This is a genomic window from Sphingopyxis sp. BSN-002, assembly GCF_022024275.1.
Classification (GTDB): domain Bacteria; phylum Pseudomonadota; class Alphaproteobacteria; order Sphingomonadales; family Sphingomonadaceae; genus Sphingopyxis.
On sequence record NZ_CP091804.1, the window covers coordinates 1,385,420 to 1,397,882 of the forward strand.

Genomic DNA, 12,463 nt, shown 5'->3' on the forward strand with positions numbered 1-12,463 from the left:
CACATCCCGTCTGGACATCGACCCGTGTCTTCAATTAATGTATATACATTATTGAGTCGCCGTCAGCAAGCAGGAGAGGCTGGCATGAAGTGCGAAAGGCTCTGGACCAATGCACGGCTCGCGACGATGCGCGAGGAAGCCGCCGGTCTGGGCGTGATCGAGCGCGGCGCGGTCGGGATGGCCGCCGGCACGATCACCTATGCCGGCTCGATGGTCGATGCGCCCGCCGCGGCCGAGACGATCGATTGCGAAGGCCGCTGGATTACGCCGGGCCTGATCGACCCGCACACGCATCTGGTCTTCGCTGGCGACCGCATCGCCGAGTTCGAGCTGCGCCAGAAGGGCGCCTCCTATGAAGAGATCGCGCGCGCCGGCGGCGGGATCGTCTCGACCGTCCACGCGACGCGCGCGGCGAGCGAGGCCGAGCTGGTCGCGAGCGCCCTCCCCCGTCTCGACGCGCTGATCGCCGAAGGGGTCACGACGATCGAGATCAAGTCGGGGTACGGCCTGTCGACCGACGACGAGGCGAAGATGCTGCGCGCCGCGCGCATCCTTGGCGAGGTGCGGCCGGTGACGATCCGCACAACCTTCCTCGGCGCGCATGCGCTGCCCGGCGAATATGCCGGCGACGCCGACGGCTATATCGACCTTGTCTGCGAGACGATGATGCCGGCGATCGCAGCGGCGGGGCTTGCCGATGCCGTCGATGCCTTTTGCGAGAATATCGGCTTCACGCCCGCACAGACCGAGCGCGTCTTCGCGGCGGCAAAGACGCACGGTCTGCCGGTCAAGCTCCACGCCGAGCAATTGTCGAACCAGCATGGCGCCGCGCTCGCCGCGCGCCATGGTGCGCTGTCGGCGGATCATCTCGAATATCTCGACGACGACGGCATCGCCGCCTTGGCCGATGCGGGCACAGTCGCGATGCTCCTCCCTGGCGCCTTCTATTTCCTCCGTGAAACGAAGCTGCCCCCCATCGCCGCGCTTCGTGCTGCGGGCGTTCCGATCGCGCTCGCGACCGACTGCAACCCCGGCACCTCGCCGCTGACCTCGATCCTGCTCACGATGAACATGGCGGCGGTGCAGTTCGGACTGACCGTCGACGAATGCCTGCTCGGTGTCACCCGCCACGCCGCCCGCGCATTGGGGATGCAGGCCGAAACCGGGACGCTTGAGGTCGGCAAGCATTGCGACCTCGCGATCTGGGACATCGAGCGCCCCGCCGATCTGGTCGGCCGGATCGGTTTCAACCCGCTGCACCAACGAATCTGGATGGGACAATGACGAAGATAGCGATCACCCCCGGCGCGACCCCGCTCGCCGACTGGCGCGCGATTTACGAGGGCGCCCCCGTCTCGCTCGATCCAGGCGCATGGGATGCGATCGACGCGAGTGCCGCCGCGGTCGCGCGGATCGTCGCCAAAGGGGCGCCGGTCTATGGCATCAACACCGGCTTCGGAAAGCTCGCAAGCGTCCGCATCGCCGACGACGAACTGTCGACGCTCCAGCGCAATATCGTCCTCAGCCATGCCGCCGGGACCGGCGCGCCTTCGCCGGCAAAAATCGTCCGCCTGATGATGGCGCTGAAGCTCGCCAGCTTCGGAATGGGCGCGTCGGGTGTGAAGCGCGAAACGGTCGCGATGTTGGAGGCGATGCTGGCCAAGGGGCTGACCCCTGTCGTTCCCTCGCAGGGATCGGTCGGCGCGAGCGGCGACCTGGCGCCGCTGTCGCATATGGCCGCCGCGATGATCGGCGTCGGCGAAATCGAGGTCGGCGGCAAGGCGCTGCCCGCCGCCGATGCGCTCGCGCAGGCAGGTCTCGCCCCGCTCGACCTTGGTCCCAAGGAAGGCCTCGCCCTCCTCAACGGCACCCAATTCTCGACCGCCAACGCGCTTGCGGGTCTGTTCCGCGCCGAAACCGTCTTCCGCTCGGCGCTGATCACCGGCGCGCTCTCGACCGAGGCCGCGAAGGGCTCTGACGCGCCCTTCGATGCACGCATCCACGCACTGCGAGGGCATGCCGGCCAGCGCGAGGTCGGCGATGCGCTGCGCGGCCTGATGGCGGGTTCGGCGATCCGCGCCTCGCACGCCATCGACGATCCGCGCGTGCAGGATCCCTATTGCCTGCGCTGCCAGCCGCAGGTGATGGGCGCCGCGCTCGACCTGCTGCGGCAGGCGGGAACGACGCTGGGCATCGAAGCGAATGGCGTGTCGGACAATCCGCTGATCTTCGCGGATACGGACGAGGCACTCTCGGGTGGCAATTTCCATGCCGAACCCGTCGCCTTTGCTGCCGACATGATCGCAATGGCGCTGTGCGAGATCGGCTCGATTTCGGAGCGCCGCATCGCGATGCTCGTCGATCCCGCGCTGTCGGGGCTGCCCGCGTTCCTGACCCCCCGTCCCGGCCTCAACTCGGGCTTCATGATCCCGCAGGTCACCGCCGCCGCGCTCGTCAGCGAGAACAAGCAGCGCGCCTATCCGGCGAGCGTGGACTCGATCCCGACCAGCGCCAATCAGGAGGATCATGTCTCGATGGCTGCGCACGGCGCGCGCCGCCTGCTCGACATGGCTGACAATGCCAGCGCGGTGATCGGGATCGAACTGCTCGCGGCGTGCCAGGGGATCGACTTCCACGCGCCGCTGCAATCGAGCGACGCGCTGGAGGCCGCGCACCGGCATCTGCGCGCCGATGTGCCGACGCTTGAGAACGACCGGCATTTCCATCCCGACATGGAGGCCGCGACCGCACTGATCCGCACCGGCAGCCTCGTCGGCGCGGTGCCCGCCGACCTGCCGGGCATCGGCTGATGGACTGGCTGCGCGTCGATCGCGGCGACGCGCCGCTCGTCATCGCCTTTCCGCATGGCGGCACCGATCTGGCGGGCCTCGATGAACAATTCGTTTCGCCCTGGCATGCGCAAATCGACACCGACTGGTGGATCGCCGACCTATATGCCTTCGCCGTCGATCTCGGCGCGACGCTGGTCGCGACCGACATTTCACGCAGCGTCATCGACATGAACCGCGACCCGTCGGGCGCGTCGCTCTATCCGGGGCAGGCGACGACCGAGCTATGCCCGACGACGACCTTTGACGGCGAGCCCCTCTATCGCTTCGACCAGCCCGACGAGGCCTCGATCACGCAGCGATTGAACCTCTATCACCGTCCCTATCATGACGCGCTGGCCGCCGAGCTGGACCGGCTGCATGCGGCGCACGGCCGCGTTGTCCTCTACGATGCGCATTCGATCCGCAGCCACGTCCCGCGCCTGTTCGACGGCGAGTTGCCGCAGTTCAACATCGGCACCAACGGCGGTGCAACCTCGGCCCCCGAACTCGAAACCGTCGTCGCAAATATCTGCGCGGCGAGCGGCCACAGCCATGTCGTTAACGGCCGCTTCAAGGGCGGCTGGACAACGCGCCACTATGGCCGCCCCGACGATGGCATCCACGCGATCCAGATGGAGCTCGCGCAGCGCGGTTACATGGCCGAGCCCGATACGATCACCCACGCCAACTGGCCCTCCCCCCTCGACCCCAATCCCGCGATCCGGCCTGTGCTCGAACAGGTGATCGCCGCGACCCTCGATTTTGCGAAAGGACATTCATGACCACCCGCCTCGACAACAGCCGCGTGATCCGCCCGGCGACCGGTCCCGAGATCAGCGCGAAAAGCTGGCTCACCGAAGCGCCGATGCGGATGTTGATGAACAACCTCCACCCCGATGTCGCCGAGGCGCCGCACGAACTCGTCGTCTATGGCGGCATCGGCCGCGCCGCGCGTGACTGGGAAAGCTATGACAAGATCGTCGAGACGCTGAAGCGGCTCGAAGGCGACGAAACACTTCTGATCCAGTCGGGCAAGCCCGTCGGCGTGTTCCGCACGCACGAAAATGCGCCGCGCGTCCTGCTCGCCAATTCGAACCTCGTTCCCGAATGGGCGAATTGGGACCATTTCCACGAGCTCGATAAGAAGGGCCTGATGATGTACGGCCAGATGACGGCCGGAAGCTGGATCTACATCGGCAGTCAGGGCATCGTTCAGGGCACCTACGAAACCTTCGTCGAAATGGGCCGCCAGCATTATGGCGGCAGCCTCGCAGGCCGCTGGCTGCTGACGGCGGGCCTCGGCGGCATGGGGGGCGCGCAGCCGCTCGCAGCGGTGATGGCGGGCGCGAGCTGCCTCGCGATTGAATGCCAGCCGAGCCGCATCGAAATGCGCCTGCGCACCGGTTATCTCGACAAGCAGGCGAACAGCATCGACGAGGCGATCGCGATGATCGAAGCCTCTCACGCGGAAGGAAAGCCGGTATCGGTCGGCCTGCTCGGCAACGCCGCCGAAATCCTGCCCGAGATGGTCCGCCGCGGCATCCGCCCCGACCTGCTCACCGACCAGACCTCGGCGCACGACCCCGTGAACGGCTACCTCCCCGCTGGCTGGACGCTCGACCAATGGTTCTCGAAGCGCGAGAGCGATCCCGCCGCGGTCGCCAAGGCAGCCAAGGCGTCTATGGCGGTGCATGTGCAGGCGATGCTCGACCTGCAGGCGGCTGGCGTGCCGACGACCGACTATGGCAACAATATCCGCCAGATGGCGAAGGACGAAGGTGTCGAGAACGCGTTCGACTTCCCCGGTTTCGTTCCCGCCTATGTGCGCCCGCTCTTCTGCCGCGGTATCGGCCCGTTCCGCTGGGCCGCTCTCTCGGGCGATCCCGAGGACATCTACAAGACCGACGCCAAGGTGAAGGAGTTGCTGCCCGACAACACGCATCTCCACAACTGGCTCGACATGGCGCGCGAGAAGATCAGGTTCCAGGGCCTGCCCGCGCGCATCTGCTGGGTCGGGCTCGGAGACCGCCACCGGCTCGGCCTCGCCTTCAACGAGATGGTCGCGAGCGGCGAACTCAAGGCGCCGGTGGTCATCGGCCGCGATCATCTGGACTCAGGCTCGGTCGCTTCCCCGAACCGCGAGACCGAGGCGATGCGCGACGGGTCGGATGCGGTCAGCGACTGGCCGCTCCTCAACGCGCTGCTCAACACGGCGTCGGGCGCGACTTGGGTTTCGCTGCACCATGGCGGCGGCGTCGGCATGGGCTATTCGCAGCACAGCGGCATGGTGATTGTTGCCGACGGCACCCCCGAAGCGGCGAAGCGTCTCGAGCGTGTGCTGTGGAACGACCCCGGCACCGGCGTCATGCGCCACGCCGACGCGGGCTATGGCATCGCGATCGCCTGCGCGCGCGAGAAGGGTCTGGACCTGCCCGGCATTCTCTGATGGCGGGCGTCCGCTTTCTGCCCGCAAAGGATCGCGTCGCGCGGCCATGTAAAAATGGCGGCGGTGTGACGCGGGATATCACCGTCTTTCCGGAAGGCACGAGCGATGCGGACTTCCTTTGGCGCGTGAGCCTCGCGACGATCGCCGACGCGGGCCCGTTCTCGCCCTTTCCGGGTGTCGACCGGGCTTTCCTGCTGCTGCGCGGTGAGCTGGCCATCGCGATCGGCGATCAGGCAGAACAGCACATCCGGCCCGGCGCGCCCGCTCTCCTCTTCGGCGGTGACGAGCCGGTAGCCGCCCGTCCGGTGGCCGGGAGCTGCACGGCGCTCAATATCATGGCGCGCCGCGGGCAGACATCCGCAAAGGTCGGCCGCTGGACCGGTGCCCAAACCACCCTAGCCAGCGCGCTATTGCTGTTTGCACCCGAAGCCACTGCGATCGAGGTTGACGGTGAGCAGTTCGATCTCGCGCCCGACGATGCACTTCTGCTCCACCACCCGGCCGGTCTGTCGTCGATCAAAGGGGCCGTGATCGCTACCGAGATCTTCTACGACGCCGCCTGAACCGCCGCATTCTTTGCGATCTGCCGCCGCAGAAGAAACAGCCCGCCCGCGAGGATCGCGGTCGGCACCAGCGCGAGCATGAACGCCGTCTGCCCGTCGAGATGCGCGAAGAGCTGGCCGGTGATCAGCGACCCCGTCGTTCCGCCGAGCGCCGAGAAGACGACGACCAGTCCCATCAGCGGCGGATGCTGCCGGTTCGGCATCGCGCTCAGCATGACCGAGATGATCGTCGGATAGACGGGCGCAAGCGCGATCCCGATCAGCGGGAACAGGAAGGCCGCGACCGGCGCGTCCCCCCAGCTGTGGATCGCGCCGGGGGTCAGCCCGTCAGCAAGCGGCAGCACGAGGACGATCAACGCCGCGAGTACCGCAAGGCAGATGTTGAGCACGGGATACCAGTCGAAGCGCGCCATCACCGCGCCCGCGCCGAAACGCCCGATCGCAAGGCAGGCGGCGAACAGGCTCGCGGCCTGCACACTCATCTGCGCGGGCAGGTGCAGCACCTCATTGTTGAAGGTCGGCAACCAGCTCTGGATCCCCTGCTCGATCAGCACGAACAGGAAGGCGCAGGCGACGAAGATCAGCACCAGCGGCAGCGCCGCGAGCTTCAGCATCCGGGCGAAGGCGGACCCCTCGCCGGCGTCGGCTTCCTCACCCTCGTGCGTGCGATGTTCGTCAACCGGCGCGGTCAGCAGCAGCGCAAGCGCGAGCGCGGTGATCGCGCCGAGCACCCAATAGGCGTTCAGCCAGCGCAGCCCGGCGGGATCGATGAAGGCGCTGAACACCCAATAGGAAGACAGCACCCCGACCATGAACATGCCTTCGATCAGGCTGGTCAGGCTGGCGTGTTTGCGTGGGGACTCGGTGACGAGCCCGATCATCGAATAGACGACGACCTTGGCGACCGCGAACGCTGCGCCGACCATGGCAAAATGGAGCCGTGCGACATTGAAGCTGCCAAACAGCGGCATGACGAGGCAGCCTGCGACCGCCAGCACCAGCGCGCCGATCAGCGCATTCTTGAGGCCGATGCGGGGAAGGTAGCTCGCCGTCACGAACGACACGATCGCGATGGTGATGTCCTTGAAGCCCTCGAGCGTGCTCGCCTCGGGCTTGGTGACATGAAAACTGGAAATGGACTGGAGGATGACCGTCCCGACGCTGTTGAGCAGCATCGCGAAGGCGACATAGGTCAAGATAAGTGCGGCAATCAGCCGTGTACGCGCCATGTCGTCCCCCAAACCCTTATACATATAAGAAGGGGTGGCCGCGAAGAGGCCGCGGCCACCCAGTAGGAGAGTTACGAAAAGAGGTCGGTCCTCTCCACGCCTCTTAGAACTTGTATGCCGCGCTGAAGCGGAACGAGCGGCCGAGGATCGGGCGCGCGTTGACGACTTCGCCGCCGGTCTGGCCGAGCGTCCGCGGATCGCCCTCGGTCAGCCCGACCTTGTCGGTCAGATTGTCCGCGGTCACCGCGAAAGTCAGCGCCTGATTGACGTCGAAGCTGACGCCCGCGTCGATCTTGAAATAGTGCGGCAGGCTTTGCGTGTTCGCGGTGTCGGAGAAGCGATCACCGATGTAGCTGAAGGTCGAGAAGAGCGAGACCTTGCTGTCGCCGAACTCGATGTCGTACGACGGGGTCACGCGCCACTGCCACTTCGGCTGCCGCTGGACGCGGTTGCCGCTGAGATCGATCGTGCCGCCGCCCGCGAAGAAGTTGCGATACTTCGCATCGAGCCAGGTACCCGAGAAGGCGATGGTGAAATTGTCGACCGGACGCAGCTGGCCTTCCAATTCGATGCCCGTGCTGCGCGCGCCGCCGATGTCGGCGACCGGCGCACCATTCTGGATAACCGTCGTCACCAGACCGCTGAACTTAGTATGGAACAGCGTGGCATAGAGCGACACGAGGTCGGTGCGGACCTTGATCCCGCCTTCATAGTTGTCGACGCGCGGCGAGACGAAGATGCCGTCGCGCAGATTGTCGAAAAAGGGGTTCGTGTTGCCGCGGTTGTAACGGATATAGGCGCCGACCGACGACGAGAAGTCGTAGTTCAGGCCCGCCGTCCACGACCATGCGCCCTTCTTGTACGCAATGTTACGGAAGGTGCCGTTCAGCACCGCCGTGCCGTTGTTATAGAGCGTGTTCGGATTGTTGTCCGTGTCGACCGAGCTGTTGTTCTCGATCGTGCCCGTCGCACGGTAATTCTGGTAGCGGAGGCCCGCATCGAAGCGCAGTTCGGGCGTGATCTGATATTCGTCGACCGCGTAGAAGGCATATTCGCGGCCGTCATAGGCGGCATTGACGTTGAAGAACGACCCTTGCGTGAAGCCGTTGTTCGTCGCGATCTGTCCGTTCGCAAGCGTCAGGTTCAACAGCCGGCCGTTGTTTTCGGCGGTCAGCAGATGGACGTTGCCGAGGTTCCACTGGTCGTTGGACGAGAAGTCCGAATAATAACCGCCAAGCGTGAACTTGTTGTTGCCGCTTTCCCATTCGACGTTGAGGTCGTTGGTGAAATCCTCGATCTGCTTGCGCACGATCCAGGTTCCTGCCCGGATAACCTGCTGCGTTCCGGATACTGCCTGTCCACCGTTGACGTAGGTCAGGCTGCCGACCGAGCTGCCGAGCGAGGCCGCATAGGCATTCGCCGTCATCGCGGTGCTTGCCGGAACGAGGCCGGTCGTGTCGGCGTCGCCGTTGAGGTAGCTCGCGCGGTAGCGCAGCTGCAACCCGTCGCCGATCTCGTAATCGAAATTGGTGCCAAGATTGATCAGCTTTGCGCCGCGGCCGTCGGCAAGGTCGGTACGCGTCCCGTCGGGAAGAACCGAAAGCCGCGTCTCGGGGCCGGCAAGCGCGCCGGTGCCGGGATCGATATTGCCGAACTGGCGCACCTTGTTGCCGTCACGGATCACCGGGATGGGCAGCAGCCACTGGCCATGATCGTTAAGGTAGCGCGCATAGACGAGCAACGAGCCCTTGTCGAAATCGTGGCGGATGTTGCCGGTGATCTGACCGCCTTTCTCGGCGGTGAAGCCGGGGTTGCGGATGCCGTGGCCGCTCGAATAATAGCCGCCCACCATAAAGCTGGTGTTCTCGCCGAGCGGGCCGGAGAGCAGCATGTCCCCGCGAATATCGCCATAGTCGGTGATGCTGCCCTTCACGAGCCCTTCGAAATCGCGCCCGCCTTCCTTCTGGACGAAGTTGACGGTCAGGCCGGGCTGGCCGTTGCCGAACAGCGCGCCGGTGCCGCCGCGTACGGCTTCGACACGGTCGATCGTCTCGTCGATGCGGATGAGCTGGGTGTTTTCGAGGAAGGACAGCGTCGGAGGCGAGAAGAAGGGGACGCCCTGTACCGTCAGCGTGACGAATTCGGCGTCGCCGCCCGAAGGGTAGCCGCGCACGAAGATGTTCGCGCCATTCTGCCCGCCCGAACTTTCGGCGGACACGCCCGGGATGACCTTGAACAGGTCGGCGGTGCTGTTCGGCGCGGCCTTGTCGATCGCGTCCGATGTGATGTTGGTGATCGCAAAGGCGGCGGCCTGACGATTGACCCCGCCGCCGGCCGTGCCGGTCACGATGATCTCGTCGCTCGCGGGTGCGGCGTCGTCGGCTTGAGGCGCTTCCTGGGCAAAGGCCGTCGTCGGCAGCGCAATGAGCGCGATCGACGCCAGCAGATGGGTCCGGTTCAACATGAGATTTCCTCCACTTTATCTGGTCTGTTTGAAAGGCCCGCGCGCGGCGCCGCTTCCCGTTCTGTCGACAGGATCCGGTCTACCGTGAGCGCACCGATGGCGGGGACGTTGAACTCGGCGTCGGGCAGCGCCTCTTCTGACCCGATGCCTATGGCTGCCATGCCCGCCGCATGGATCGCCGTTATTCCGGCCCGTGCATCTTCGACACCGATGCACTGGTCCGGGGACAGGCCCATGCCGTCGGCACAGGCGAGAAAAATGTCGGGCGCGGGCTTGGCATGCACCACCGCCCCTGCATCCGCGATGAAATCGAACTCGTCGGCGATACCGAGCAGCCGCACGACATCGGGGGCGTTCCGGCTTGCTGAGGCAAGGCCGATCTTCAGCCCTGCCGCGCGCAGCCCGTCGAACAGCTCGCTGACGCCGGCGAAGAGGTTGGCCGGCGAATAGGCGGCGAGCCGTTCGCGATAGATGTCGTTCTTTTCCGCCAGCATGGCGTCGAACCTCTCCGCGTCGACCTCCGCACCCGCATGTTCGAGGATCAGCCGCAAGGAGTTACCGCGGTCGACCCCCTTCAGCCGGTGATTGACCTCGCGGTCGAACGCGAAACCGTGCGCGTCGGCGAGCGCCTGCCACGCCTGATAATGATCCTCAGCAGTGTCGGTGAGCACGCCGTCGAGGTCGAAGATCACACCCTTGCGCGACGGTCGAAGCATCATGACAGGCTGCGCATCAATACGCAGCGCGCGGCCATGGTCGACGACGTCGAGCGGCTCGCCGGCAAGCAGGCGATAGGTGCAGCCAACAGCGTCGACCGCAAGCTCGATCGTGCTCCCCCGCCATTGCAGGCGGAAACTGTAGCCGTTCCACGCCGAGGGAAGCTGCGGCCGGAACGCCGGTGCCGCGCCATCGAGGCGCAAGCCGCCCCACCCCTGCGCGAGGATCAGCCAGCTTCCCGCGAGCGCCGCCATATGCAGGCCGTGCGAGGTGTTGCCATGGCGGTTTTCAAGATCGACGAACGCGCATTCGTGCATAAAGCGAAGCGCCGCCGTCTCGTCGCCGAGACGCGCCGCGGCGATTGCGAACGACACCGACGACAGCGTCGAGTCATGCGTGGTGACGCGGCTGTAATAGTCGAAATTGCGACGCTGGCGCGACAGCGGCATCTCGACCAGATCCATCGCCATCGCCTGGACGACATTGCCCTGCTTCGCGACCTGATGGCGGAAAAGGATCATCGGGTGATAGCGCATGAGCAGCGGCCCATGGCGATCGCCCGATGCTGCAAGACCCGGCAATTCGGGGCGACCCAGAAAAGCATCGTCCTGCGGATTGACGCCCAGCGCCGGGTCGACCGGCAACCACATCGCATCGGCAGCCGCGCGCCAGCCGGCAACCTCCCCGTCCTTAAGGTCGATCGCGGCCGCAAGGGCAGAGAATTCGTGGCGCGCGCGCAGCCAGTCCGCCGTATCGGCGGCATAGGCCAGATGCCGGCGCGCGATGGCATTGGTATAGAAATCATTGTCGACCAGCGCAGAATACTCGTCCGGTCCGGTCACGCCGTGGATGCAGAAGGCGCCGCCGCGGCGCGGATCGAACGCGCCGATCTCCATCCACATACGCGCGGTTTCAAACAGCATTTCAGCCGCCTCGGCACGAAACGCCTCGTCGCCGGTCGCCGCTATGTACAGCGCGAGCGCATAAGCGATGTCGCCGTTGATATGATATTGCGCCGAGCCCGTGGGATAGTGCGACGAACATTCGTCACCGGCGATCGTCCGCCATGGATAGAGCGCGCCGCGGCTATGGCCGAGTGCCTTCGCATGCGCCCGCGCGCGATCGAGTTTGCCGACGCGATAGGCGAGCAATGTCTTCGCCCGTTCGGGCGCCTGCAGCGCAAGCACCGGCAGCATGAAGGTTTCGGCATCCCAGAAATAATGGCCTTCATAGCCTTCACCGGTCAGGCCCTTTGCACCGATGCTGTGGTTCGGGTCGCGGCTCGCCGACTGGTGGAGCTGGAACAGGTCGAAACGCAGCGCCTCGGCCAGAGCGTCGTCGCCGTCGATCGCAAAGCCCGCCTTGCCCCAAAACGCCTGCACCGCCGACCGCTGGCCTTCCGCGATAGCATCGAAACCGGTGGTCGCCCCCTCGACTGCGACAAGGTCGACCGGGCGGCCGCGGGCACATGCCATCGCAACCACCCGGTCGATCGTCAGGGTGTCGCCCGCGACCATCTCCCCACGCACCACATGTCCCGCGTGGACTGCCGCGACCTGAGCGGTCGGACACGCGACATGCTGGCGATAGGCGAGATGAGCGACATCCTGCGCGAACCGGGTGACGGAAGGGTTGTCGCCCGGCAGGGGAGAAGAGATCGTCCATTGCGGCTGCATCCGGGCCGAGATGCGAGGGTCGTCGGCCTCGACGCCGCTCACACCGTCAACCTCGGTGCCGTAGGTGAGCCAGGCCTGGAAACCGCCGGCAAAGTCAACCGGGCGGATGTGGATGCGCGACGCGACGCAAGCATGGCCGCCAAGCGGAACGATGCGCTCGACGGCGATTTCGAGCGTCCGTCCGTTCCCGAGCGTCCAGCGCGACACGCGCTGCAGCGTGCCGGTGGCAAAATCGAGCACGCTTTCGGTCAAGGTCGGTTCGGCGGTGCCGAAGTCGACCGGCTGACCGTCGATATGCAGGCGCACCAGCAGCGGGCTCGGGCAGGCGACCCGCGTATCGGTCGCGGTGGCGTAGCCGGGAAAGCTCTCGTGATAGGTGATCGGCCGACTGACGTACGCATCGGACAGGTAGGCGCACGGCGCCACGGCGCATTCGTCGATCACCCCTTCGACGCCGCACAGGCCGTTCGCGAGCGCGAACAGCGCCGCCGCCTCCGCACCGGTGGCATCGGCTCCGCGCCGGACGAGCCGCATCGA

8 protein-coding genes are annotated in these 12,463 nt (G+C 65.8%); 5 read left to right on the forward strand and 3 right to left on the reverse strand.

Annotated elements, in window-relative coordinates; translation table 11 throughout:
• The first annotated feature begins 84 nt into the window (after positions 1–84).
• The 5 genes from hutI to L7H23_RS06885 are packed head-to-tail and all read left to right on the forward strand — an operon-like array spanning position 85 to position 5,840.
• Positions 85–1,284: an imidazolonepropionase gene (gene hutI / locus L7H23_RS06865; RefSeq protein ID WP_237838601.1), complete on the forward strand. Its 1,200-nt coding sequence runs from the start codon at positions 85–87 to the stop codon at positions 1,282–1,284.
• On the forward strand, positions 1,281–2,810 hold the full coding sequence (gene hutH, locus L7H23_RS06870; protein ID WP_237838602.1) for a histidine ammonia-lyase: 1,530 nt from the start codon (positions 1,281–1,283) through the stop codon (positions 2,808–2,810). The genes hutI and hutH overlap by 4 nt, the downstream gene beginning before the upstream one ends.
• Positions 2,810–3,613, forward strand: a complete 804-nt coding sequence (gene hutG / locus L7H23_RS06875) for an N-formylglutamate deformylase (RefSeq protein WP_237838603.1) — start codon at positions 2,810–2,812, stop codon at positions 3,611–3,613. Before hutH ends, hutG begins: the two co-directional genes overlap by 1 nt.
• Positions 3,610–5,277 carry a urocanate hydratase gene (gene hutU, locus L7H23_RS06880; protein WP_237838604.1) on the forward strand — a complete coding sequence of 556 codons (1,668 nt, stop codon included), beginning with the start codon at positions 3,610–3,612 and terminating at the stop codon, positions 5,275–5,277. The genes hutG and hutU overlap by 4 nt, the downstream gene beginning before the upstream one ends.
• Positions 5,277–5,840: a HutD family protein gene (locus L7H23_RS06885; RefSeq protein ID WP_237838605.1), complete on the forward strand. Its 564-nt coding sequence runs from the start codon at positions 5,277–5,279 to the stop codon at positions 5,838–5,840. Before hutU ends, L7H23_RS06885 begins: the two co-directional genes overlap by 1 nt.
• Here L7H23_RS06885 and L7H23_RS06890 read toward each other — a convergent pair.
• From L7H23_RS06890 to pgmB, 3 genes are all read right to left on the reverse strand, one after another.
• Positions 5,825–7,069 carry an MFS transporter gene (locus L7H23_RS06890; protein WP_237838606.1) on the reverse strand — a complete coding sequence of 415 codons (1,245 nt, stop codon included), beginning with the start codon at positions 7,067–7,069 and terminating at the stop codon, positions 5,825–5,827. The two genes, L7H23_RS06885 and L7H23_RS06890, sit on opposite strands and share 16 nt — an antisense overlap.
• A 103-nt stretch (positions 7,070–7,172) precedes the next feature.
• Positions 7,173–9,533 (reverse strand): TonB-dependent receptor, encoded by a 2,361-nt coding sequence (locus L7H23_RS06895; RefSeq protein WP_237838607.1) that lies wholly within the window; start codon positions 9,531–9,533, stop codon positions 7,173–7,175.
• Positions 9,527–12,460 (reverse strand): beta-phosphoglucomutase, encoded by a 2,934-nt coding sequence (pgmB, locus tag L7H23_RS06900; RefSeq protein ID WP_237838608.1) that lies wholly within the window; start codon positions 12,458–12,460, stop codon positions 9,527–9,529. Before pgmB ends, L7H23_RS06895 begins: the two co-directional genes overlap by 7 nt.
• Positions 12,461–12,463 lie beyond the last annotated feature (3 nt).

Coding starts and splice junctions, on each gene's coding strand:
- hutI (WP_237838601.1), top strand. CDS start 85: ATGAAGTGCGAAAGGCTCTGGACCAATGCACGGCTCGCGACGATGCGC.
- hutH (WP_237838602.1), top strand. CDS start 1,281: ATGACGAAGATAGCGATCACCCCCGGCGCGACCCCGCTCGCCGACTGG.
- hutG (WP_237838603.1), top strand. CDS start 2,810: ATGGACTGGCTGCGCGTCGATCGCGGCGACGCGCCGCTCGTCATCGCC.
- hutU (WP_237838604.1), top strand. CDS start 3,610: ATGACCACCCGCCTCGACAACAGCCGCGTGATCCGCCCGGCGACCGGT.
- L7H23_RS06885 (WP_237838605.1), top strand. CDS start 5,277: ATGGCGGGCGTCCGCTTTCTGCCCGCAAAGGATCGCGTCGCGCGGCCA.
- L7H23_RS06890 (WP_237838606.1), bottom strand. CDS start 7,069: ATGGCGCGTACACGGCTGATTGCCGCACTTATCTTGACCTATGTCGCC.
- L7H23_RS06895 (WP_237838607.1), bottom strand. CDS start 9,533: ATGTTGAACCGGACCCATCTGCTGGCGTCGATCGCGCTCATTGCGCTG.
- pgmB (WP_237838608.1), bottom strand. CDS start 12,460: ATGCGGCTCGTCCGGCGCGGAGCCGATGCCACCGGTGCGGAGGCGGCG.